At 46.5% G+C, this 23,599-nt stretch carries 20 protein-coding genes; 10 read left to right on the top strand and 10 right to left on the bottom strand.

Annotated features, from left to right (window positions below):
• Positions 1-134 precede the first annotated feature (134 nt).
• The 4 genes from AC6I8I_RS16160 to fhuE all read left to right on the top strand — a co-directional run bounded on the left by AC6I8I_RS16160 (position 135) and on the right by fhuE (position 5,204).
• Complete coding sequence (locus AC6I8I_RS16160; protein ID WP_153012250.1) at positions 135-551, top strand: RidA family protein; 417 nt, start codon at positions 135-137, stop codon at positions 549-551.
• Between the two features lie 24 nt (positions 552-575).
• Entirely contained in the window at positions 576-1,460 is an 885-nt protein-coding gene (locus AC6I8I_RS16155; protein ID WP_497828070.1) for a fumarylacetoacetate hydrolase family protein, read from the top strand.
• A gap of 144 nt (positions 1,461-1,604) precedes the next feature.
• Positions 1,605-2,603, top strand: coding sequence for a DODA-type extradiol aromatic ring-opening family dioxygenase (locus AC6I8I_RS16150; protein ID WP_058959231.1), 999 nt, complete (start codon positions 1,605-1,607; stop codon positions 2,601-2,603).
• 492 nt (positions 2,604-3,095) lie between these two features.
• Positions 3,096-5,204, top strand: a complete 2,109-nt coding sequence (gene fhuE, locus AC6I8I_RS16145; protein ID WP_497817989.1) for a ferric-rhodotorulic acid/ferric-coprogen receptor FhuE — start codon at positions 3,096-3,098, stop codon at positions 5,202-5,204.
• A 362-nt stretch (positions 5,205-5,566) separates the two neighbouring features.
• Here fhuE and AC6I8I_RS16140 read toward each other — a convergent pair whose 3' ends face one another.
• Positions 5,567-6,343 (bottom strand): AraC family transcriptional regulator, encoded by a 777-nt coding sequence (locus AC6I8I_RS16140; RefSeq protein WP_497828069.1) that lies wholly within the window; start codon positions 6,341-6,343, stop codon positions 5,567-5,569.
• 103 nt (positions 6,344-6,446) lie between these two features.
• Between AC6I8I_RS16140 and AC6I8I_RS16135 the strand changes: the two genes are divergently transcribed.
• Complete coding sequence (locus AC6I8I_RS16135) at positions 6,447-7,637, top strand: MFS transporter (RefSeq protein WP_497817986.1); 1,191 nt, start codon at positions 6,447-6,449, stop codon at positions 7,635-7,637.
• Between the two features lie 155 nt (positions 7,638-7,792).
• On the opposite strand, the gene AC6I8I_RS16130 is transcribed toward AC6I8I_RS16135, so the two are convergent.
• The 4 genes from AC6I8I_RS16130 to AC6I8I_RS16115 form a co-directional block, all read right to left on the bottom strand.
• The gene (locus AC6I8I_RS16130) at positions 7,793-8,998 is read right to left on the bottom strand and encodes an MFS transporter (RefSeq protein WP_497817985.1); all 1,206 of its coding nucleotides are present in this window, start codon (positions 8,996-8,998) and stop codon (positions 7,793-7,795) included.
• Positions 8,999-9,002: 4 nt separating this feature from the next.
• Positions 9,003-10,031 carry an alcohol dehydrogenase catalytic domain-containing protein gene (locus tag AC6I8I_RS16125; RefSeq protein WP_497817984.1) on the bottom strand — a complete coding sequence of 343 codons (1,029 nt, stop codon included), beginning with the start codon at positions 10,029-10,031 and terminating at the stop codon, positions 9,003-9,005.
• Between the two features lie 141 nt (positions 10,032-10,172).
• Entirely contained in the window at positions 10,173-10,655 is a 483-nt protein-coding gene (locus tag AC6I8I_RS16120; protein WP_058959237.1) for an OsmC family protein, read from the bottom strand.
• A gap of 45 nt (positions 10,656-10,700) precedes the next feature.
• Complete coding sequence (locus AC6I8I_RS16115; protein WP_497828068.1) at positions 10,701-11,477, bottom strand: SDR family NAD(P)-dependent oxidoreductase; 777 nt, start codon at positions 11,475-11,477, stop codon at positions 10,701-10,703.
• A gap of 176 nt (positions 11,478-11,653) precedes the next feature.
• Between AC6I8I_RS16115 and AC6I8I_RS16110 the strand changes: the two genes are divergently transcribed.
• The 4 genes from AC6I8I_RS16110 (at position 11,654) to AC6I8I_RS16095 (ending at position 14,968) form a co-directional block, all read left to right on the top strand.
• Entirely contained in the window at positions 11,654-12,568 is a 915-nt protein-coding gene (locus AC6I8I_RS16110; RefSeq protein ID WP_497817982.1) for a LysR substrate-binding domain-containing protein, read from the top strand.
• A gap of 239 nt (positions 12,569-12,807) precedes the next feature.
• Positions 12,808-13,152 (top strand): carboxymuconolactone decarboxylase family protein, encoded by a 345-nt coding sequence (locus AC6I8I_RS16105; RefSeq protein ID WP_497817981.1) that lies wholly within the window; start codon positions 12,808-12,810, stop codon positions 13,150-13,152.
• A gap of 41 nt (positions 13,153-13,193) precedes the next feature.
• A complete protein-coding gene (locus AC6I8I_RS16100) occupies positions 13,194-13,877 on the top strand; it encodes a cupin domain-containing protein (protein ID WP_497817980.1) in 684 nt (227 codons plus the stop codon).
• Complete coding sequence (locus AC6I8I_RS16095; protein ID WP_497828067.1) at positions 13,874-14,968, top strand: flavin monoamine oxidase family protein; 1,095 nt, start codon at positions 13,874-13,876, stop codon at positions 14,966-14,968. The genes AC6I8I_RS16100 and AC6I8I_RS16095 overlap by 4 nt, the downstream gene beginning before the upstream one ends.
• A gap of 422 nt (positions 14,969-15,390) precedes the next feature.
• Here the strand turns inward: AC6I8I_RS16095 and AC6I8I_RS16090 are convergent, their stop codons facing one another.
• The 4 genes from AC6I8I_RS16090 to AC6I8I_RS16075 all read right to left on the bottom strand — a co-directional run bounded on the left by AC6I8I_RS16090 (position 15,391) and on the right by AC6I8I_RS16075 (position 19,656).
• Complete coding sequence (locus AC6I8I_RS16090) at positions 15,391-16,395, bottom strand: tyrosine-type recombinase/integrase (RefSeq protein ID WP_497817978.1); 1,005 nt, start codon at positions 16,393-16,395, stop codon at positions 15,391-15,393.
• Positions 16,396-16,471: 76 nt separating this feature from the next.
• Positions 16,472-17,956 carry a TraI domain-containing protein gene (locus AC6I8I_RS16085; protein WP_497817977.1) on the bottom strand — a complete coding sequence of 495 codons (1,485 nt, stop codon included), beginning with the start codon at positions 17,954-17,956 and terminating at the stop codon, positions 16,472-16,474.
• Between the two features lie 131 nt (positions 17,957-18,087).
• Positions 18,088-19,071, bottom strand: coding sequence for an ArdC family protein (locus AC6I8I_RS16080; RefSeq protein WP_497817976.1), 984 nt, complete (start codon positions 19,069-19,071; stop codon positions 18,088-18,090).
• A gap of 81 nt (positions 19,072-19,152) precedes the next feature.
• Positions 19,153-19,656, bottom strand: a complete 504-nt coding sequence (locus AC6I8I_RS16075; protein ID WP_497828066.1) for a hypothetical protein — start codon at positions 19,654-19,656, stop codon at positions 19,153-19,155.
• A 251-nt stretch (positions 19,657-19,907) separates the two neighbouring features.
• Here AC6I8I_RS16075 and AC6I8I_RS16070 point away from each other — a divergent pair, with 251 nt between their 5' ends.
• A complete protein-coding gene (locus AC6I8I_RS16070) occupies positions 19,908-22,052 on the top strand; it encodes a CHAT domain-containing protein (protein ID WP_497817974.1) in 2,145 nt (714 codons plus the stop codon).
• Here the strand turns inward: AC6I8I_RS16070 and AC6I8I_RS16065 are convergent, their stop codons facing one another.
• Positions 22,053-22,940, bottom strand: coding sequence for an integrase domain-containing protein (locus tag AC6I8I_RS16065; RefSeq protein ID WP_497828065.1), 888 nt, complete (start codon positions 22,938-22,940; stop codon positions 22,053-22,055).
• Positions 22,941-23,599 lie beyond the last annotated feature (659 nt).

The following is a 23,599-nucleotide window of genomic DNA, read 5'->3' as shown; positions in this document are numbered from 1 at the left end:
TAATTTTCATTAAATACCGGCTCTGAATCTTTGTAGCAAAGTGTGCAATTGAATCTTACAGGATATTACCCTGAGGGAGTTCTGTTGCCCATTTTTGAGTTGTTAATTAAACCCTAGAAATGAAGGATTATATTGTGACTGATAAAGTTGAATATCTTAACCCTGAAAACATCAGCCCCGCACAGGGATTATATTCCAGTCTGACGAAAGTCCGTGCAGGCGATCTCTATTTTATTTCCGGACAGCTGTCCGTTGGCTTGGACGGAAGCGTGGTGGGAAAAGGCGATTTTGACGCGCAATTTGATCAGGTCTTCAAAAACCTGAGTGATGTACTTAAAGCAGTAGGATGTGATTTTAATGATATCGCTAAATTTACAACGTATTTGGTTGCTTCTCAGCATATTGAAAAGTTTATGTTGAAACGAAAAGAACTCTTTCCTAAAGTCTTTGCAACCTCTGATTATGCACCAAATACTTTATTGGTAGTGGACCGCTTGGTAAAAGAAGATTTTCTGCTTGAAGTCGAAGCGATAGCGCGTGCTCGTGATTAAAATGTTTTTATTAAAAGGTGATGTATGAAACTGTTGACTTATATTCTGTCAGGTGAAAAAAAGATTGGCCTTATCAATAAAAGCGGAAAAATTGTAGACATATCAGGCATTGTCAAAACCAATGATATGAATGTGCTCATCGAGCGATATTCAGAGCTGAAGGTAGAACTTGAGCTTTGTAGTGAAAGAAATCATTCGGCAGACATTAACCTGAGCGATGTTACGTTGCTTGCGCCCATTCCCGAAACCCGCCGTAATATTTTCTGTGTCGGGAAAAATTATTATGCCCATGCAGAAGAGTTTGGTAACAGCGGTTACGACTCAAGCGCTGCAGCTGGAAATGTGCCATCGCATCCGATTATCTTTACCAAACCGTCTACCTCGATCAGCGGACCCGGTGACAGTATTGATAGTACTCTGGATCCTTACAACACTATAGATTACGAAGCGGAACTGGCAGTAGTCCTGGGTAAGAAAGGGCGTGTGAAAGAGTCAGATGATCCAATGTCATATGTCTTTGGCTATACGCTGGTGAATGATTTAACTTCACGTCACTTGCAAAAACAGCACAGCCAATGGATTCTTGGCAAAGGTATTGATGGCTTCTGTCCAATGGGCCCTGTGATTATAACAGCGGATGAATTCGGGCATCCTTCTGAGCAAAAGATTGTTTGCACAGTTAACAGTGAAAAACGCCAGGAAGCTTCTATTTCCGACTTAATTTTCAACATTCCTGAGTTGATTAAAACAATTGGGCAAAACATTACTTTATTACCTGGTGATGTCATTGCCACTGGAACACCTGCCGGTGTTGGCTTGGGTTTCAATCCGCCTAAATATTTATCGAAGGGTGATGAAGTCACTGTGTCGATGAGGGAAATTGGTGAGCTGACTAATACGATAGTCTAGTTGGTAATGTTTTCTGATTAAATTAAGTCTCTTAGGGTTGTTGTTCTTAATTTAATAATGAGCCTTTTCCGCTTAATGTGGAAAAGGGCTCTTTCCGACGTTCATTTCCGATAGCGGAAAACACTAAATTATTGAGGTAACAAAATGGCTAAGATTGTTAGTGCTATCAGCATGTCCCATGTACCAGGTGCTCTAGGCTGGGCAGATGCTCCATCTGTTGAACAACGCCAAAGACTCGCAGATATTCATGGCCGTTTAAAAAAATGCATCGATGATACTAAACCTAATCTCATCATCGCCTTTCTTGATGACCATTTCGAAAACAACTTCCGTAATTTAATGCCAACGTTGGCTGTGCCAATTAGTGATGCCAACATTGGTCCAGCCGAATATATGATGGAAGCTTTAAAGTTTGATAAGCAGCATAGTATTGCCAGTAACGCAGAAATAGCAACGACACTGCTCGAAAAGCTTATCCATGGCGGTTTTGAAGCAACACGGATGGGTGCCATTGAGTATGGTAACAATCTCATGATGCCACTTCATTTTATTAATCCTGAGTTCAATATTCCCGTCGTACCAGTCTATATCAATGTGTTCTCACCTCCGCTGATGCCTTATTCACGTGCTTATGACCTGGGCCTTAAAGTCCGTGAGATAGTTGATTCGCTGCCAGATGACTACCATGTTCATTTCCTGGCAACAGGTGGATTGTCGCACTGGCCGCCAGTTTGGACTGAAGGCGCACCGGAAGATGACGAACTGCTGCAACGCATGAAAGTCTATCAAACCATCGGTAAAGAAGCCTTGGTCAACGATCCTTCTCTTTATACTGATTTTGCGCAGTATGAAATCGATATGATGAGCAAAATGGAATGGCCACTCGGCAAAAGTCACCCACTTGTCAATGAAGAGTGGGACCGGGAAATGCTTGAGCGTTTTGAAGCTGGTGATGTTGAATACATGCGTGCTTTGACCTACGCAGAGGTGGAAGAACGCGGTGGTCATGGAGGACACGAAGCACTCAATTGGGTTGCACTTATGGGGGCAATGAAAGGCGCGCGACCAGATTATGTGGCGTATGAATCCGTGCCTGAATGGATCACCGGAATGAGCTACCTATCTTATCCGGGACAGAGTTAATTGAATGGGTGCAGCGCGTTATTTTTACTATGACGCTCTGCACCATACGTCTGAAATCATTAATCACTAATGAGGAAGATGAAGTACTAAATTAAGCTGTACGATGAATGCACGTGCGACGTCCTTCACTTCAATTACCTATTTGTCGGGTACAAGTGTGCCCCAAAAAACAACACCTCTTGAATGAACCTTCAGTCATTTCTCAGCTTCAGGCTGCTGATTTGTCGCGTTATCGATATAGTTTGTCGATAACGCGACATCAGGAATCGCTTCCAATAAATAGATTATGGGAATGATTATCATTTGTTTTTAAGCGAAAAGTGTGCTCCAGAGCGCACCTGAAATTTAATTGAGAATGAATAAATATTTATATTGCAGCCATGCAAAAACTAAATATTAATTAAATTATATGTAGGTGATGCTTTAGTTAAATATCACATTTAAGAATGTGCAAAATATTTATGCTTGCTATAAATCATAAGGAATTTAGCGTTGAGAAGAATAATAGCTATAAATTGTAATTTAATCAAAGCCTCGTGTGTATTAAGCCTGATTTCATTTGGCTCCTATACTTATGCGGAAAATAGTAACGATACTTTAACTGTTACTGGAGAATCTTCGGGAAACTACACGGTTGACAAGTCTACGGCCGCAACAAAACTGGATTTATCCATTAAAGAAACGCCACAATCAGTTTCAATTATAACACCTGCACGTATACAAGATCAGAACATGCAATCAATTGGTGATGCCCTTAAAAATACGACAGGAATATCTGAAAGCAGTTATGATTCTGAACGTTATACTTACTGGTCGCGTGGATATCGTATTGATAATCTTTCCTATGATGGATTGCCTACTACAACAGGCTCAATAAGTTCATATCTCGATACAAATATGGACCTATCCATTTATGATCGTGTGGAAGTTGTCAGAGGAGCAAATGGCTTGCTTACAGGCACGGGAAACCCTTCCGCAACTGTGAATATGGTAAGAAAACATGCTGTAAGCAGAGAGTTTACTGGCTCAGTAAGTGCAGGTGTCGGATCATGGAATCAATATCGCACTACCTTAGATGTCAGCACTCCATTATCTGAAGATGGCGATATTCGGGGGCGTTTCATCACAACCCTCCAGGATGCAGACTCACAATTAGATAGATACAATAAAAAAAATCAGCTTTTTTACGGTGTGATCGATGCCAATTTGGGTACGAATACTGTACTGAGTATCGGATATGATTATCAGAAATCTAAGCCTGGTGCCTCGACATGGGGAGGATGGTCCTATCTTGATTCTGCGGGGAATCGTATAAACTGGCCTCGATCATTTAACACCGCCCCAGACTGGACGCACTGGCTATCAACCAATAACCGCGTTTTTATTTCTCTTGATCATTTCTTTGATAACGGATGGGAATTCAAGTTAAACAGCTCTTATTCAGAAACTAAAGCAGATGAGAAACTTGCGTCGTTTAGTGATTCACCTGATGCGTCAACAGGAAACGTAACTTATACTTCAGCTAAATATCTTTCGTCTCGCAGGGTTTATTCAGCTGATGCGTATGCTAAGGGCCCGTTTGAACTCTTTAATAGAGAACACGAATTAGTTATTGGGACCAGTGCTAGTCGTCAAAGAAATCACTCATACGGAACCGATCGAAAAAAAATCATTGTTGAAAATATCTATTCATTTAATGGTGATGTCGCTGAGCCTGATTGGGGACCCTACCATGATGAGGGCACTGAGAGTATTTATCAACGCAGCTTGTATGCAACCAGCAGACTAAATCTAACAGATCAGACCAAGCTTATTTTAGGTGGACGTTTCACTGACTGGAGAACAACTGGTTCAGATAGCACTACGCAAAGTAAGGTAACACCTTACGCGGGCATTGTTTATGATATCAACGATTACTATTCGTTATATACCAGCTATTCTGGTATTTTTAGCCCTCAGACATATCGTAATCAAGATGGCTCATACCTTAAGCCGCTGGATGGCAAAAACTATGAAGCAGGAGTTAAAGCGTCAACGCTGGACGATAAATTCACGTCATCATTCACCATTTTCCGCACTGAACAATCTAACATTGCCGTTGCTGATGGTTCGAATTATGTAAATAACTCTTCGGATCAGGCTTATGTTGCATCTAATAAAGCCATTAGCAAAGGATTCGAAATTGAAACGAACGGTACCCTGATGCCAGGATGGGATGTTAGTTTAGGTTATACACGTTACGTCATGGACACTGCCGACAACAGCAGCATCAATACGCAGTTACCTCGCACAACGGTTAAAGCTTTTACCTCGTATAAACCGGCTACCTTTAACAACAGACTTAGCGTAGGTGGTGGTCTGAGGTGGCAGAACAGAACTTATACTGACATCAGCTACAACGATAAGGATGTCCGAATTAACCAAGGGTCATACTCATTAGTAGATTTATATGCTCGTTACGATATTAGTGACGCACTAACTGCGCAGGTTAATATTGCCAATTTGTTTGATAAACAATATTACAGCGTTCTGGGTTTTTATGATCAGGGAGCGTATGGTACAGGAAGGTCGATCTTTGCATCTCTGACTTATAAGTTTTAAATGTAGAATAAATATCACCCGCAAGCATTTTTGCGGGTGATATTATACATTGATATTAAAAAGTTTTTATTAATTAAAGTCAGAAGGTAATTTTTTTAATGATATTATACCTTCATCGGCAGCATCAGCCAGCATAGTTATTTTTCGTCGAGCCAACGAAAAACATGAATGCAGTCACTCAATGGCTTATAGTATTTAGCGTAAGGTTTATTGGCCCATTCTCATCAGACGCTCTTATCCTCTATTTTGGTTAGCAGAAGATGCTCATATTCTCATTCCTCCAAGTATCATTTGCGCTATTAACGCTTGTAAAATCGGGTGATGGTATGAGGATGTTTTATAACAGACGAGGATGAAATCGTTCATTGAAAGTATTTACCCGGCGACTTTCCTGTGAATTTCTTAAACATAGTGATAAATGCATTGACCGAATCATAACCTAATTGGCCAGCTACATTTTGGACCGACTCTCCTGCGGCAAGTTGTCTCAACGCAATTACCAGATGAAGTTGCTGCCGCCATCTACCAAATGTCAGGCCTGTTTCCTTTACTATTAACCTTGCAAGTGTTCTGTGGCTCATTGCAAGCGTGCTACTCCAAGCAGAAAGCGTGCGACGGTCATCGGGATTATCCGCGAGGGTTTTTAACATTTTATATAGCCTTGGATCATCAGAAATGGGCAGGCAAAAATTCTCCACAGGCATTGTGGCGAGTTCTTCCAGAAGAATTGAAGCTTTGCGATAAGTTAAGCTGTTTTCTGAATATTCTGAGGGTTGATCTGTAATATCTAAAATAAGTTCACGCACAAGTGGGGAAATTGCAATTGTGCAGCATTTATCGGGCAAAGTTGATGATTCTGGCCTGATGTATAACATGCATAATTTAGCTTCAGAAGTCGTGCTTATACTGTGAGGAGTATTAGAGGGGATCCAAACGCCACATTGTGGCGGAACGGCCCATAACTCGTGAGCAACTTCACATGACACCGCTCCTTTTAAGGATATGACAAGCTGCCCCTGAGGATGTTTATGTAAAGGAAATCCCTCTTTATCAGAAGCTTGGATTTTCATGCCAGCCACAGGACCGAAAGTCTCCGCTTCATCGAAATTCCATTCCAGCGGCATAATTGGATGGATCATGAACAATATTGTCCTTTTTTAGGTATAAGTAGTCATAATATCTATATCCTACAAATATCCAAAAAGCTATCTTTAGTTTTCAAACTTGGAAATGAGACCAATCATGAAAACCAAATTAGATGTCCCGTCAGGCATGGTACATCCTGTATTGCTTACCGCTGTAATCCTTGTAATTGCTACAACATTACGTGCACCTATATTAGGTGTAGGACCTTTGATTCAAACCTTACAGTCGCAATTTAATCTCACTACAACAATGGCTGGCTTTTTAACAACGTTGCCATTAGTAGCATTAGGGCTGATCGCTCCGTTTGCTGGAAACCTTGCCAGAGTATTTGGATTTGAAAAAACTATATTTTTTGCACTCTTAATCATGGTGTCAGGGATTATTCTTCGCTCTATGGGGCAGGAGTGGCAGCTTTATAGCGGTACGTTACTTATAGGCGTTAGCATTGCCGTTGGTAACGTTCTGCTCCCTGGGATGGTAAAGCGCGATTTTTCAGATAAAGTTGCCAATATAACGGGTAAGTATGGTGTGGCGATCGGGGTTTCTGCTGCTGTGACTTCAGCAACTGCAATACCTTTAATGAACAGATTCGGGTGGCAAGTAGCTCTGGCGTGCACATTAATTTTTCCTGTTCTGGGCTTAGCACTGCTGTATAGCAGACTAAATAAATCTGGTAAGCAGGCTGGCGCCGTGGCTACGCCGATGAAGAAAGGAAAAAGCGTTTGGAGTTCATGGCTGGCCTGGCAGGTCACTATATTTATGTCCCTCAACTCAATAATATTTTACGCAATTGTGACTTGGCTCCCCTCCGTTTTAACCGATGTGGGAAATTCTAAAGAAACTGCAGGATCAATACATGGTTTCATGCAGTGCGCTTCGATATTGCCGGGCCTGGTACTGGGATCAATAGTTGCCAAAAGAAAAGATCAGAAATTTATTGCAGCTGTATTATGCCTCTTCCAGTGCGTAGCGCTGCTTGGATTCGCTTTGATTCCTGATCTTTCTTATGCATGGGCATTTATGTTTGGTATGGGGAGCGGGGGAGCTCTTATACTGTCCCTGATGTTTATCGGACTGAGAAGTACCAACCCTCAGCAGGCCGCCTCACTATCTGGCATGGCCCAATGCGTTAACTTTTTAATAGGTGCTTTTGGTCCTGCCGTTGCGGGCAGAATACATACATTAACCGGGAACTGGTCAGAAGTCCTGTATATTGGCGTGCTTCTTTCTTTAGTTATGGTTATTTTTGGTGTCTGCGCAGGAAGAAATTTAAAAATTCAATCCTGATTAAGCCATTACCTTATAAAGGAGGCTTCTTGCCTCCTTTAATGTGGGTAAAATGAACAAGAGACAAGTATGCCCAAAATCATGCTTCTGGACTTTGGGCTTTAGATACCTTTTACATCAACATAACTTGCTTCCAGGCAGCAGATAAAACTGCCTCAGAAGCTGAATTTATTCTGCTGTTTTGCCCGCAACTCGTTAACAATAGCTAAAAATGCTAGCCCGATGGGAATTAAGGATCCCCACAGCACGGCGTTCCAGCCGTAAAGACTGAGCAGAGCACCTGAAGAAAATGATCCAACGATCATCACCCCGAACACCACAAAATCGTTCAGGGACTGGACCTGGGTTTTCTCATCGGGACTGTGATATTCAATGATCTTCGCCGATGCGCCGGTGAAGCCAAAATTCCAGCCCAGACCCAGCAGAATCAGCGAAAGCCAGTAGTGGAAAATATCGGTTCCACCGAGGCCGATCAGGACAGAGCATCCAGTGATAAGCAGACCCGCAGCGGCAATACGCATGGCGCCAAAGCGGTGAATTAATTTGCCGGTGAAAAAACCCGGACCGTACATGGCAATAACATGCCACTGGATGCCGAGATTGGACGCCTGCTGAGAAATGCCGTGCATATGCATCGAGAGTGGTGCTGCCGTCATCAGGAAGTTCATCACCATATAGGTTACCGCACCGCTGAACACTGTTCTGGCAAATCCAGGCTGACGAACAATTTCGCGTAAAGGCCGTCCATCCGTTTTTATCGCACCGACCGGTTCCGCAGTTTTGACGCCTTTGAGTATGAATGCCGAAATGACGGCTACGATAGCCTGAGCGAGAAATGTGACGGCGAAGGTATGAGGCGACCAGAGGTGCATCGTTCCTGAAACCAGCATAGGACCAACCACACCAGCAATTACTCCGCCCCCCATAACCAGCGACAGAGCCCGGGCGCGGCGTTCGGGCGTGACGCCATCCGTAGCGGCAAAACGAAAGCTGAGCGCAACGGCTGCATATGCACCACCCAAAAATGCAGCAATGCAAAATAACAGGAATGAGCCAACGACGACGGCGAGGGCAGCAGCCAGGCCGGTAATAACGCCCGCTCCGGTGCCGACCATGAATGCGGCCTTACGACCCTTCTTTCGCGCCAGTGCGCCTAATGGCAGGATGCAGGCCGCCATTCCTATAACAAACATGGTGATGGGCAACGTTGCCAGCGCGCCGCTGGGAGCAATAGTGTTGCCGACAATGGCGCCCGTGGCGTAGAAGACCACCGAGTTAGCGCCAGCGAGAGCCTGAGCGGCCGATAGACGAATAATATTATTTTTCTGCTCTGCTACAGGCAGGAAATGTTCTGCGGACATGTGATTAATTATCCTGATTCATGGTGAGTACTATCCGGTAGCGGACCTGACCCATCCTGAGTCTGTTGAGAGCCTCGTTTGCACGCTCAAAGGTCAGCGGTTCTGTAACGGGTAAAGCCTGAAAGAGGTGGCTGAACTGCAGTGCGCGCTCAGTCTGCACTGGTGTGCTGACGAAGGATCCTGTCAGGGTACGTTCAGCGCCGATCATCATACCAGGCGTGATCTGCAGCGGCGTTTGTCCGGTACCCAGCAGTATCGCTTTTCCCCGTGGGGCCAGGGCGGACAGGAGGGTTGAAACCGTATCTGAAGCCGGTGCCGTTGCCACAATAAAATCCACACCCCCGTTGTTTTTCAGGCGCTCTGGTGCGTTTTCCTCGAGTGCATCAATGTAGTGATGCGCACCCAGCTCAAAGGCCGCTCGCTCTTTTTCACTCCCCCGCGCAATCACAGTCACCTCCAAACCCATTTTACAGGCGTACTGAACGGCCATGTGGCCAAGCCCCCCCATTCCGAGAACCACCACCCGGTCGCCTGCCCTGGCGCCAGAATTACGCAGCGCGTTGAAAGTAGCGGTACCGGCGCAAAGGATGGGTGCGGCATTCACGGAAGAGAGCGCTGAGGGTATGGCTATCAGCGCGGTATGGCGCATGACAACGTACTCTGCGTAGCCGCCATCGCAGCTGAGACCCGGCGTCAGTTGGTTTTCACAGAGATGAAACAGTCCGCTGCGGCAGGGCCTGCAGTGCTGACAGTACCCGCCCAGTCGCCCGATTCCTACCCGCTGACCGGTTTGCCAGATATCGGGCACGCTGTCCCCCTTCCGGGCAATAAATCCGACGATTTCATGACCCGGTATACGGCCCGGCTGGCCCTCCTGCGGCGCTTTTTCCGCGTCCCGGAGATCGGCACCGCATACTCCGCACGCTTCAATCCTGATGAGCACCTCATCCGGACCGGGCGCGGGTATCGGCCGCTCTGTCATTTCCAGCACTCCGGGAGCAACGATCTGCATAGCGCGATATTTTTTGTTCATTAATTGCACCGTTAATAATGGGGATTATCAGATGGCGAGGACGATAAGAAAACGAGACACGCCTGTTACAGGCGACAACGGTTGCAACGGGTTCCACTGTCTCTTTATCACCAGACAGATGTGCAGAACGCTCCAGCCGCGTCAGCACTGTACTAAGTCACCTTCGATCAGCATATTCTGGGCCAGTAACCACCGGTTCAGGGAAGCGTTAATCACTCGCTGATGAATCCCTTCAAGCTGATGTACCGTGCCGTCACCGCTTACGTGGATGACATACTTAAGCCTGCCGGAAGCATCCTCCGCAGCTCTGCCGCCGAATGCCGGTATACTCTTCGGAAGGTGCCCGTCAGTGTGTATTGCAAGATGGGTAAGGACGAAACCCTCAGCTCTGGCTTCCTGAATAAAAGAAGCCATCATGCAGGCATTAAACGCAGCAAGGATTAGCTCCTGAGGGTCAGGAGCCAGCCCTTCGCCACCCAGCGAAACCGGTTCATCGGAATCGATAACGTGACTTTGCAGTGCAGGCGGATCGTTGTCTGAGGAAAGGCACTGGCAGAGCGTCCGGCTGGCCATGCCACCCTGCCAGGTGGAGACAAGGTCATAATGCGCAGTCTGGATTTGCATAATTACTCCAGTGCCGCACGCGGGTAAGCGCGTGCGGCATGGTCATCAGGCGTTACGGCCAGCCATCACGCCGCCATCGATATCCCAGATAGCACCGGTGACCCAGCCAGTTTTGTCAGAAAGCAGGAAGGCAACGGTTTCCGCGATATCGACCGGCGTACCCACGCGACCGATCGGGTGGAAGCTGTCAAAGCTATTCATCACATTCTTCACATCGTCTTTTGGAATGAAGCCTTCGTAAATTGGTGTGTGTACGACGGCCGGAGAAACCGCATTAACACGAATGCCGTTTCCGCCGAGCTCAATGGCCAGGTTTTTAGTCAACGCGTGCAGACCGGCTTTAGCCATCGAATATGCAGCAGAAGGAGTAGCACCAATAGCCTGCTGGGCCCACATTGAACCGATATTGACGATTGAACCTTTGATACCGCCCTCGACCATATTGCGTACCACGTCGCGGGTAATGAAGAAGGTCGCGCGGTTAATGTCCATATACATGTCGTAGTCGGACATCTCATTGTCGACGAAAGGTTTAGGGAAGAACACACCGGCTGCATTCACCAGCAGGCTGATATCTTTATGTTCAGCATTGATAGTATTAACAACGTGCTGCATACCTTCTTCTTTCATCAGGTTGGCAACGATGATGGAGACCTGACCGTCCGCAGCCAGCGCCTGGCGGGCCTGCTCGGCTTTGTCCTGACGATTGCCAACCAGCACAACGCTTCCACCGTTTTTCAGAACCAGCTTCGCCGTTTCGAAGCCCATACCGCTTGTACCGCCGACCACTAACAGTTTTTTACCAGCAAAAGATGCGTTCATCGCTAACCTCTTTGAATTCATATGGTTGTCATTAATGAAAAGGCGTGCTCCTCATCGTGTGAAATCAGAATGCCACCCGGGCGTATGATTGACGACTGAGAAGAAATTGCGACTCAGGAAAGAAAATCTTTCTCGCTGGCGTATACTGAGGAAAATTATGAATCAGGATGCCCATAATGCGATCGCTAAACCGACTTAAATGGCTGCACGCTTTTGAAGCCACCGCCAGGCACGGCAGCTTTACCGGCGCGGCACAGGAGCTGGGCGTTACGCCCGCTGCAGTTGGCCAGCTGGTACGCTCGCTGGAAGACTGGGTAGGGCACCCGCTTCTTCACCGCACCCGCTCAGGAAAAGAGCGGCTGACGCTGGTTGACGAAGCGCAGGAGGCGCTACAGGACATCACGCAGGGACTCGACAAACTTGAAACCGGACTAAACAAGCTTCGCGGTCGCCGGTCGCGCTCGGTGGTGGTGGTGACGGCATCTCAGGTACTGGTGATGAACTGGCTGATGGATCGCCTGAACCGATTTTCAGAAGCTAACGAAAGTATCGATCTGCGGCTTAACGTCACCGAAAAACTGATGGACGTATCACACGGGGAAGCGGATATCGGTATTCGCTGCGGTCAGGGCGACTGGCCAAGCGTGAATAAAACCTGGCTGATGGATGAAGAAGCCGTGCTGGTCTGCAGCCCGCGTCTGATGCCACCCGGGAAAATGGCCTGCAGTGAATGGCTCGCCACGCAAAAACTTATACACGATGACACGCCGCATCCGGGGGCGGATTTTCCGTCATGGGATGATGTACTGGTGGCGGTCGGTGCACCCGAAGCGCTGGAAAGCGGGCTGCATATTAATTCCACCTCCGCAGTCATCCTGTCGGCCCTGAGCGGCAGGGGGGTAGCTATTGTCCGGTATGCTCTGGTGAAGAACCTTATCGAAACAGGGCAGCTGGTTCAGCTGCATCCCGACCATCGGTGGCCGCTCAGATGGTCCTATTATCTGGTCACCCCGCAGCAAAAAGTCATGCGTGATGAAGTAAAAGTTTTTCATGACTGGCTTCTTCAGGATGTCGTCTTAGATCGTTCATAAACTGTCCCCCTTAGGCATTACGCCGCCTCGGCAGTCATCCCGGGCGCGTAATGGTTATTTCTCGACAAGCTACGACATAGAATTTCTTCTCTGCTCCGCAAGATTATCTGATTTGTTGATGCTGTCAGGCTTACTGATAATCGCCTTCAACGACAGTGACTACAGGCCGGTTGTTAAAACGGATGTATTTACGACGTCATGTAATTAATGATTCCTGAGACAATAAACCGGAGTTTTGAATGTTCTTAAACTGGAACGAATATCGCAGTGGTCTGCTCGCCACCATCGGTAAATTTGCCAAACTGCAGCCTGAGTTTATGAAAGGCTTTCAGCTGATGGATAAGGGTGCATCTGAAAACAAGCACCTTGACTCTAAAACTCATGAGCTTATTGCGCTGGCCGTAGCCGTGACCACCCGCTGTGACGGCTGCCTGGCCGTACACGTGGACGCTGCGGTTAAGCACGGTGCGACGCGTGAAGAGATCGCCGAAGCGCTGTCTGTTGCCATTAACCTGAACACCGGCGCAGCGCTGACGTATACCGCGCGTGCTCTGGATGTGTACGATAACCTGCCAAACAAATAGGCCTGCAGACGGCTCTTTATGGGGCCGTCTAATCACTAACTATGATGTTACTGAATTCTGATTTTTCGCAGCGTGCGATAATTACTCCGGATGATTATCAGTGGGTACCTTCACCCCAGCCCGGCGTTGAACGCATAATGCTTGACCGGATTGGTCATGAGAAGGCGCGCGCAACAAGCCTTGTCAGGTACGCGCCCGGATCCGAATTTCCCGCACACAGCCATCCCGGCGGAGAAGAGATTCTGGTGCTCGACGGGACTTTTACCGAAAACGGTGTCGATTACTCTGCAGGCTGTTATCTGCGCAGTCCGGACGGTTCGTCTCACCAACCCTCAAGCCGCGACGGCACAACCATTTTCGTCAAGCTGCGTCAGATGTCTGCCGATGAACGCCAGCCGGTCAGGATAAATACGCAGGAGGCTGCTAACTGGCACGGTCAGCCGCAAAGACAAATCTGCTCCTTATTCTCCGGTCCTTCTGAAACCGTTCTGCTCCAGAAGCTTGCTCCGGGCGAGCGAGTCTTCTGGGCGCCGCTTGTTGGTGGTGCAGAACTCCTTCTTCTGAAAGGGCAACTTGGCGCGCCGGAAGGGTGCTATGAGGCAGGAAGCTGGCTGCGGTTTCCACCGGGCGATATGCCTGCTCTGATGGCCACCGCCTCTGGTGCACTTTTTTATCTGAAAACGGGACATCTCAGCCCGATAACCTTTACCGGAGCGACATTTTGAAGCAGAGCGTTGTTATTATTGGTGCGGGCATAAGCGGCCTTTATGCCGCCACGCTTCTTGAAAAAGCGGGCGTGGATTATGCAATACTTGAAGCCCGTGACAGAACGGGCGGCCGCGTGCTGTCAGGCCTGGAACTGGCGGGCACCTCCGCAGGTTTTCCTGTAGATATGGGGGCAGCGTGGTTCTGGCCTGATATTCAGCCGGACTTCGCGCACCTGATTGATCGGCTCAACCTTTCGACAATAGCGCATGGCCGTCCGGGTGACATGCTCTACGAACGCCAGTTGAATACTCCCCCCGAACGCTACCCGGCATGGGAGAGCTCCCCGGCGTCTTTCAGGCTGAAGGGAGGAATGCAGGCGCTGACGGCGGCACTCAAAAATCAGATCCCGGTTGAGAAGATTAAAACCGGCCATCAGGTGGTGGCTGTTTCCCGGTCCGGTAAGGAAGTGCAGGTCCATACCCGGTCAGAAGGCAGTAATAAAGCCGTGTTTTACGGTGAGCATGTTTTCCTCGCTTTGCCTCCTGCCCTGGCAGCTGAAATAGATTTCAAACCGGCGATGCCGGAACGACTGCTTTCAAACTGGCGGAGAACCCCGACATGGATGGCTCCCCATGCGAAATATGTCGCTGTATATAAAACAGACTTTTTGCATGCACGACAGCTTTCAGGGAATGCAGGGAGCCGCGTGGGGCCAATGGTTGAGATCCACGACGTATCCGAGCCAGATTCGGGTAAAATAGTGCTTTTTGGTTTTATTGGCGTACCGGCAAAATCGAGGCGGACCGTCACTGAAGCTGTGCTCAAAGGACTCTGCCGGGAGCAACTTGTGCGTTTATTTGGCCAGGATGCGGCAGAGCCTGAGGCTGAGTATATAAAAGACTGGTCGGCCGATCCGTTTACTGCAACGGAATTTGATCTCCTGCAGGAAGCCGGGCACGCAGTGCCTGAGCAACTGCCCGCCAGGGGAGAATGGACTGGCGAGATAACGGGTATTGCCAGTGAATGGTCGCCGCAGTTCTCAGGCTATCTGGCAGGCGCAATTGACTCTGCATCAAAGGGCGTTCAGCGCTGGCTACAACAGAATTAAGCCCGTCAAATGGTTTGTAGCCTTTCGAGCCGGAGTGGTAGGTTAAAAAGCGTCATTTTGGTACAGCGGGTATACGTACATCACTATAAAGTGATGATGTGTGTATTGTTCACGTTGGGAGGATTAATAACTTATGAACGTCTACCACTTAATTTTCATATACAGATTAGTAAATTGAAGTGTACTTCAAAATGGTAAATCCGCTCTAATAATGTAATAAAATGGGAGTTGGCGTTGATTTAATTGGGTTTTCGTCGAGAGCGGAATAAAATTACGAAGTAGCCAACAATACCATCCCAGGCAATGCAGTAGTATTCACGAACGATTTTTTGAGTTCAAAATGGACGATTCAGGCTATTAGTTTAATTTTTAATCCAAAGATAAATAGGCGCATTACTTATTGTATAATGCGCCTAAAGTTTTTATCTGATTGAATGCTTGTCTAAATATAAACCCAATTCAGACTCCAGCGTTCTACATGTCACGTCCAAATTAATATCGATATATCCCATCGTCGTGGTAATACTCCTATGCCCTAACAATCCTTTAACCATCTGTAAATTTCGATCAGGTGATTTCATAAGCTCAGTCGCTAATGTATGCCTGAAACGATGGGGAGAAACAGCAAAGCCGCACTCTTTAGATAATCGTCGAAAAAATGATTTTACCGGCTGTAGTGTGGCAACCGGCGGTAGATTTTCTCTATCTTTCTCAGTACCTAAGAACCTATTAACATCAAAAATAGCGCTAATTGATTCGGCACCATTTTCAATTGCCCGCTTAATCAGTATTTGCAGCTGAGGTTTTAATGGACCAACAATTGGAACACGCCACTCTCTGTGCGTTTTACTGCCGTCGAGGCGCAGCTCGATCCAGTTTTCTTCAAGATTAATATCCATCAACCTCACATGCATCAATTGATTTATGCGCATGCCGGTATAGCGCAAAGTGTCCAAAACTGTGGTCCAGAACCATGCCGGATGCAATGCACAGCGCTTCATCTCAGCTATTGAAAGATCAGTGTCTAAATCAACATGCTGCTGCATTAAAAGATAGACACGGGTCAGCTGCGTTTTAGATAATGTTTTTTTACGCTTGTTATCAGCCCGGACTAAAACCTCATTAAACGGGTTTTCAGTTTGAGGGATGAGGTTCGCTTTCATGGCATAATTAATGATGGCACGCATGTGAGCTACTTTGTTATTCCAGGTGACGGCAGATGAACCTTCCACATTAATAACATGCCGTCGCCATTCCTGAACATCGCGCCGAGTTATCTCACTGAGCGTTCTATCAAGCCCATAATATTTCCTAAAACCATTGACTACTTTTCGGTAACTCCACTCCGTATGGGGGCGAAGAAATTTTACGAAAAAATATTCATCCAACAACGAATCCCAGCTTGTATCGCTATCAACCTGACTCATAACCTTTCCTTCGATCAGCAATTAAAATACCACCCTTTGGGCAGCAGCTCTCCTCCATACACCTTCCAGAAAAGCGTCAGGGAACCACGAGGAACTGACTATCATCCGGCACATCAGAACTACGGATGATCATCGTGGATTTGACCAGATAGCCTTTCACACGTTTATAAGGGCCGTTACGGTCGGCACTGTTGTAGAGAGTGGCAAACGTAAAACGCTTGCCGTTGTTACGCCGATGTCGGTTAAGTCTTTCAAACCCTGCCTGAACGTTTTCACGTTCATCAGCAGACTGACCGGTTTGCTTCAGATATCGATAAAATATGCCCGGTACAAGCAGGAAAACAAAACCAGCGACCAGTTGCACGCGTGAATCTGCTTCATTGCACGCTATCGTTCCTTTTTCGAGACCCTCAACCAGCCAGGACCAAAACGCCTCGCCAATCTGTTTCTTAGAAATCTGTGAGGTGTTCTCAGGTGTGACGGGGATCGATTCTGGATCACGCCGCTGCGTTAGGTAAACTTTGTTGACGTATTTTTCATCACTTTCAGAAGATCCGTAGGCTTGGTTTTGTGCATTATCAGAATTATTCGCACTAACTTGACTACCATTCTGGATGTAAAACTTATCTATATCAGAACCATGATCGATATTTTCAGAGCTGTAGCGGCTATTTTCTATTTCAGCAGTAGCTAAATAGCCACTTTCAATAACATCACCCTGATTAATGTATTCGTCATGAGTAGTCTCGCTATACCATTCCACGGGGATTTCTGCGGGTTGATCATTAACTTTTTCCGCATATGAATCTGACCCATTTTCCTGAACTATTTCTACGGAATGTAATTCACGTGGCACTGAATTCAGTTGCGCTTTATTCAGTAATAAATGGACCTGCTTTTCTGCGGAATTAATTCCGGCCAGTTCAAGAAACAGGCAATCTCTCACATTGGGCAGTTTTTCCATCCAATTTATCGCGCTTTTAGGCAACATTGAGGCAGCAAATGCCAGCCGGATAATGTTGTCTTTTGTTGGTAATTCGGGTTGCGGGTTCACTTTGAAGCGATATTGCATACCCGGCGCGTTCGATAGTGGATACCAGATTTGGCCATCTTCCAGTTCAGCTTCAATGCAAAGTAACTCGGGAACGTGCCGGTAAAGAGCCAGCCAAAATACGACGCAGTTCCAATGGCTGGACTGCGCGGCCTGATCTTCAGGTGCAGCACTGGCAGGAAACACCATGCCTTTCGATAACTGCAGCGTGGTAACGATTAGCTGCAGAGTGAGATCCAGTAATCCACCTTCGATATTCCAGTCCGCGATACGCACTGCAGGCAAATTTTGATAACGGTCGGCCAAAGTTTGAAGCGGTTGCAGGCAAAATTCGTCATAGGCGGATTTGGACAGCAACGAGTTCTGCCAGATTTTCTTAAGCAGAGCCTGGCGCGATGGCGTGCCCAGCAGCAGCTGATGGTTTTGCGGTGTGAAGTAGTCTTCTCGTTTAACCGGCAACGATGGCTGAAAGGTGCTGCGTCTGAATCTATTTTGTAGTTTTGGGAACATGTTTCACCTCCAGATCGGAGGCACTATCGTTCCAGACTGCAAGTAATCACAGCCTAAAATCATTTTTGGAAAATGCGATTAAATTGCCGCCCAAAAAAAAGAAACCATCCTCAGAAGAGGATGGTTTGGTTTCAGGCTGCGTCTTCTTCAACTTGTTCGCCAAGGGGCTGAAGCAAATATTCCGATGCCTCGCGAGCCTGACGACAAGCGCGGAACAGCGCCTTCTTGTCCGACTTCAATATCTTCAACCAATGATCGATATAGCTGTCGTGCTGCACTTCGCCATACACACCAAGCTGCGCGCAGAGAAAAGCACTACCCAGTTCAGCAATCAGCTCCTCAAACGCATAGATGGGATCACCAAATTTACGCGTTGTCGAAGTAATGCCTTCACGGTTCAAGCGCTTGTGATGCCCACTTGAATGCACCAGCTCATGCAGCAGAGTTGACCAGTAATCTGCACTGGTAAAGAACTGCGACGTTTTCGGCAACACAATTTGATCAGCTGCAGAATTGTAATACGCGCGGTTCTGCTCAAGTGAAGTGATCTTAACGCCGGTTGCATTGAGGATTTCAATCATCTGCCCATGTGTATCAGCATCTAACTCGTCATCCTCCTGGTAGTCGAGTGCGACGGTTGGTACTGATAAGGACTCGGGCAAATCATCACACTGCTGCACATTGAACAGCGGGATGCTGCGCAGCATGATGCGTTGTTCCATCACTGTTTCCCCTTGTGCGTTTACACGCTTCTGGCCAGCCTTGTCTGTAGATTCTACTTCAAACGGCTTGAAGAAAACTGCGATGGTCGATTTCTCACCCTTGCGAACATGGCCGCCAAGCGCCTGTGCCTGCTTCCATGTTAGCCAGCGGTTGGATTGAAAGCCTTGCTCCTCAGCCGAGAGCCACAGCAGCATGATGTTCACGCCATTGTAGCGTCGATGAGTCGCAGCGTTGGATGGTATAGGTGACTCTGATGATCTCTGACTGTCGCGCCAAGGCTTGCGCCAGGGCAAGACACCTCGCTCGATGGAACCGACGATTCTGTCAGTCACCTGCTGGTATAGATCAACGTGATTGGTTTGGGATTTACGGGGTTTGCGTTTGGTAGGCATAAGATACTCCTCGAAAGGCGCATCTCTTCCCCTGATGGCGAAGAAATACGCCACAGGGTGTTAGGTGAATTGAAAACGAAATTATTCGTCTTGTTGTGTGATGGAATCAGGGATTGGCCACTTACCGCCCAAGTTGAGCGTTAGCCAAACCTGAACGTTGGCCCACTCATCCAGCGTGCCGTCTGAGTTTATGTTGTAGCAACCCGGACAGAAGCGATGTGCAATTAGTAACGTTGCTTTGACCATGAAGTCGTATGGACGGCATGGTTTCCAAAGGAATGTGGTTTTACAGAAACCGCAGCCCGATGAATGCTGGCCAAGGTGAAAAGTTTCATATGACGCGTCCAGGCGTTCTTCACCGTTAAACGAGATCGCCGGTTGGCCATCGAGTCCTTCAACGAGCAGTTCACTAGGTTTAAGTAACGGATATTTGCCGTCAGCAGTGCAAATGACCATTGGATCTAAAAAACCGGGTACGTAGCGGTTTTGAGCAAGCAAAAAGACGTTGGCGACCATAGTGGTCAACAGCAGCCATTGATCGTTGGGTACAGACTTCACTTGGTGATATGAGTGAACATAGCCCATGGATAAATCCTCCAGATTGTTTGAATGGGGATTTATCCGCTAACGGGGGTAAATCCCCGTCAGGGTGGGTAATGCGAGCCTTGCGGCGGTGTGATGAGAGAACCTTCACCATCGTGGATGGCACCCGCTCTAAAGGTGTGCGAGTATTGGGACCGCCGATTGGCGCTTCTTTCAGGTCCGTGAAGCATATCTAAGCAAGATCTATTGTAAAGCAAGAGTTGAAATTATCAACATTAAGGAGGTGACTTCAAATGGAGTTAATTCAGAAGCTTGGTGCAGTTATCAAATTAGTCATTATGCCCACAAACGGGGAACAAACTTTCTTCCAAGGTTATGATTCGGGTCTTATGGATCCTAGAATTATTGAAACCATTTTCCTCATAAATAAAACACCAAAGAATATCTCTGAAATCTTTGAGCGATCTAGCGATAATGAGAACGTTTTAACGGAACATAATCTTATATTTTTACTTTCCCATGACAAATTAGACTCACTTGAGAAATTCAAAGACTACCCTTTCATAATAATATTCTGCACTTCAAATTATTATAAGCTGGCTAGGGATATATCTAAGGGGTTTAAAGTCAAGCCAATAATATGCTGCAATGTGAAAAAAGCTGATATACATCAAAAAGATGTCACCTCCATTTATTCCTTTGATAAGCTCTTGTTTTCTCGCTTCAAGGATGCGGAAAATAATATAATAAAGAAAACTGGCGAGCGAAAGATATCATCAAAATTGAGTAGAAGAAAAGTTTCTTTTAACACCATAAATTTAAGCTCCACTACTAATAATACTACCTATTCCAATGAGTTGTTAATTGAGTCTCTTGGATATGTACTGGATAAACCTAAAGTAATAAAAGGAGGGAGCAGTAAAAGAGAGTTTATTAACTTGATGATTAACAGTATACATTCATATAATGAATGCTTAGAAAAAGAAGACATCAACCTTCCTTCAGAGCTTATTATTTACACTCCAGGCATGTTCTCTATATTCAATAAAAATAACGATGAATTATGGTCAGAGATTGAAGGTGAACTCAATGAAATAGAAAAGGTTTTTTTAATTAGAGGGGTGCTGCTAAATCCTGAATACTCTGGAATAAGGCTACATCATAAAGGTAACCATTCTGGCTTAAAAGAGTTGTTGAAAAATCCAAAAGTTGGTTACCTGACGAGGATGAGGCAAAATGAGATGAGATTAACCACAGCGGCAATATCGCTTCTTAGCTCAAGTAAAAAATCCCCTTCGATAAGGTTGCCAAACGCATTGAATCATCTAAGCAGTGACTTAAAAAAACTTGAGTCTTTAGCTCGTAATAATGGGATTAAAAATGAACTTTTCATTAAAAAGGCAAAGGCATTCAATACAACAATAAAAAGAATGCTAGGCAGTAAATTAAGAAGGTTTATTTTAAATAACTATAATGAATTAACATTAGTTAGTGATGTTCCTTTAGATTGGTTGCGATTAGAGTTAGGTAAGTTACCAATAATGCTGTCCCATGAAATATCTCGAATTAACTCCACACCTGGAAATGTATTGTTACAGAATTGCGCATACTTCCCAAGAATCTCAATCAATGAATCAGAACTGAAAAAGACTTTGGTTATTAGGTCTTTTGAAATAGATGATCCTCTAAAACATGATTTAGAGCAAGGATTAGATGTGTTCGCGAAGAGCATGCCTGATCTAGATCTTAAAATTGTTGATGTGAAAAATTTCGAGGAGTTCACTCAAGCATTAAATGATTATGATGGACATATTGTGATTCTTGATTGTCACGGTGATCACGGTGGTGATATGGAAAACGGATGGCTAATAATTGGAGGGGAAAAAGTTGACACATGGAAACTGAGGCATATAGCAAGAGTGCCCCCAATCGTGATTTTAAGTGCATGTTTAACTTCTGCTCTAAGTGGATCGCATGCTTCAGTGGCTAATGGTTTTTTGGTTAGTGGTGCAATTAGCGTAATAGGAACACTATTGCCAGTTGTATCTATTGACTCCTCAGTTTTTGTTAGTAGATTAATATATAGATTTTACCAATTCCCAAGCGTTATTCCTAATTCATACTCGCATGTTAATCTTCGACTTTTGATTTCATTATTTATGAGGATGTCATATACATCTGATGTGATCAGAGGTTTTGCTTTTTCAGATTTAATTGATAAGGAGGAAAGTTTACAGGTTAATTCCGAGGTCAATGCTTATATAAATATGTTAAACGAGGATTGGTTTGATTTTTTAGTTGATAGGTTAATGAAGATGTCTAAGTTCAGCAAGGATGAAATACTCGAAATATTGGACAAGGATTATTTTATTACTGAAACTATGTGCTACAGTCAAATTGGATTTCCAGAATCTATAGTTATCAATTTGAGAATGTAATTAAGTTAAGTAAACCTTGTAAACATACGCTCCTCTTCCATCACCATGCCCCAAATCCATTGAAACCATTGCCTCAGCCTCTTTCCTGCTGAGGCCGTTTTTCATATGCCAATCTGTAGCCTCGCGCGAATAAGCATATCTCAGGCTATGCGGCGCTTCTTTGCCCGTAAGCCCAGCATCCTTAGACACATTTCGGTAGCGATCGATCGCGCTCTTCAGCCCTGCTTTATCAACCAATTTGCCTCCATGTTTTGCAGAATATGCAACTGCTGCATTCAAGCTGCGCACCAGTTCATCGCGCCTGACGACCGTTGTATCTCTCGGTCTGCCGCCTTTAGTACCGAACACAACGCGTAACCGCTCATCCCCGCGCGCCAGCGCTTGCTGCCAAGTCTTGAGTGACTTCGCCGACTGAACCGCTTCCTCCGTTCGCAATCCGAGATAACGCGCAATCTCCATCGCCAATGCGACACCTTCGTCTTTACTCCGTACGAGGGCGAGCGCCTCGTGAAAGCGCTCGTCCGTAATGGCCGTCTTTGACCCTGCTCGACTGGCACCAGACAGGTTGAGCGCATCATTACTCAACTTCTCATACTTTGGATCGGCCAGTTTAGTTCTGCCAGCAGTGTTTAGAATCGCGCGCAGCGCTGCCATTTCGTTCTGCAGTGTGCGTTTTGAAATATCATCCGCCAGGCGGCTTCGAACGTAATGCTCGATGTGATAGGTCTTGATATGGTTCACGTCCCTGATCTGGATGTTGAGTTTCAGCATCTGCTCAGCCAGCCGTGCTGCGATGCGCGAACGATCGGCAACGGTTTTGAAACTGCCTCCAGATTGCCTGGCCAGCGTCACCAGCTGTTTACTGAACTGCTTGTTTCCTCGCGACATACATTCTCCAAAAAAACATCTCTACCCCGACGGCACGGTTTCAAGTTGCGCTTCCTGCGTCTCAGCGGATATCTGTGCATCGGGGCGGCGAAATGTTGAGTTGTTGCGAGGTCTCCACAGCTCTCAGAGCTGATCGCGGCTAATGCCGGTTCCTGATTTCTCAGGACGCCTCCGTCCGTCAGGTTCGCTGACGTCGCCTTGATATCGCGTTGATTTCCTCCTCAGATAAGTTGCCAACGTTCACTGCATATTGGGGTGGTTGATGATTGTAATAACGGACTACGTGTTGGTCAGACGGTAAGCGTCGTCGCAGAAGGCCGTATTACGTGGTGTTGACGTATACGCGCTGCGCGCGTCACTTGGTCGTTGCTACGCGCCAACGCAAGTGACGTCGCGCAACTTCTGCCTGTATTTGCGAGGTTCGTTCGTCGCCAAATGTTCCAAATGGAGGAAACGATCACGAAAACTGGCCGTGCGCTGTAGCTCGTATCGATGGGATGAAGTTGATTGAACCGTAGTGATGTAGTGGAAACCTTGGACGTTGCTTTTGCCCGCTACTTGCAAAGGTTGAGTAGCTTTGCCGGTTATCCCGGATGCAGCCGCCAAATGGCGTTTCTCACAGGCTGCTGAAACTTTCGCTGATGACCGCCGCTGGGGTG

It is taken from the genome of Pantoea sp. X-Soil-YNGN-775, assembly GCF_059730575.1.
Note: the sequence above shows the minus strand (reverse complement) of the source record. Positions and strands in the feature narration are given on the sequence as shown.

Bases quoted from the DNA above. Each gene is read 5' to 3' on its own strand.
- AC6I8I_RS16150 (WP_058959231.1), top strand. From the start codon at position 1,605: ATGGCTAAGATTGTTAGTGCTATCAGCATGTCCCATGTACCAGGTGCT.
- AC6I8I_RS16065 (WP_497828065.1), bottom strand. From the start codon at position 22,940: ATGTCGCGAGGAAACAAGCAGTTCAGTAAACAGCTGGTGACGCTGGCC.
- AC6I8I_RS16070 (WP_497817974.1), top strand. From the start codon at position 19,908: ATGGAGTTAATTCAGAAGCTTGGTGCAGTTATCAAATTAGTCATTATG.
- AC6I8I_RS16130 (WP_497817985.1), bottom strand. From the start codon at position 8,998: ATGTCCGCAGAACATTTCCTGCCTGTAGCAGAGCAGAAAAATAATATT.
- AC6I8I_RS16115 (WP_497828068.1), bottom strand. From the start codon at position 11,477: ATGAACGCATCTTTTGCTGGTAAAAAACTGTTAGTGGTCGGCGGTACA.
- AC6I8I_RS16100 (WP_497817980.1), top strand. From the start codon at position 13,194: ATGATGTTACTGAATTCTGATTTTTCGCAGCGTGCGATAATTACTCCG.
- AC6I8I_RS16120 (WP_058959237.1), bottom strand. From the start codon at position 10,655: ATGCAAATCCAGACTGCGCATTATGACCTTGTCTCCACCTGGCAGGGT.
- AC6I8I_RS16085 (WP_497817977.1), bottom strand. From the start codon at position 17,956: ATGTTCCCAAAACTACAAAATAGATTCAGACGCAGCACCTTTCAGCCA.
- AC6I8I_RS16105 (WP_497817981.1), top strand. From the start codon at position 12,808: ATGTTCTTAAACTGGAACGAATATCGCAGTGGTCTGCTCGCCACCATC.
- AC6I8I_RS16090 (WP_497817978.1), bottom strand. From the start codon at position 16,395: ATGAGTCAGGTTGATAGCGATACAAGCTGGGATTCGTTGTTGGATGAA.
- AC6I8I_RS16125 (WP_497817984.1), bottom strand. From the start codon at position 10,031: ATGAACAAAAAATATCGCGCTATGCAGATCGTTGCTCCCGGAGTGCTG.
- AC6I8I_RS16155 (WP_497828070.1), top strand. From the start codon at position 576: ATGAAACTGTTGACTTATATTCTGTCAGGTGAAAAAAAGATTGGCCTT.
- AC6I8I_RS16140 (WP_497828069.1), bottom strand. From the start codon at position 6,343: ATGATCCATCCAATTATGCCGCTGGAATGGAATTTCGATGAAGCGGAG.
- AC6I8I_RS16080 (WP_497817976.1), bottom strand. From the start codon at position 19,071: ATGCCTACCAAACGCAAACCCCGTAAATCCCAAACCAATCACGTTGAT.
- AC6I8I_RS16135 (WP_497817986.1), top strand. From the start codon at position 6,447: ATGAAAACCAAATTAGATGTCCCGTCAGGCATGGTACATCCTGTATTG.
- AC6I8I_RS16075 (WP_497828066.1), bottom strand. From the start codon at position 19,656: ATGGGCTATGTTCACTCATATCACCAAGTGAAGTCTGTACCCAACGAT.
- AC6I8I_RS16110 (WP_497817982.1), top strand. From the start codon at position 11,654: ATGCGATCGCTAAACCGACTTAAATGGCTGCACGCTTTTGAAGCCACC.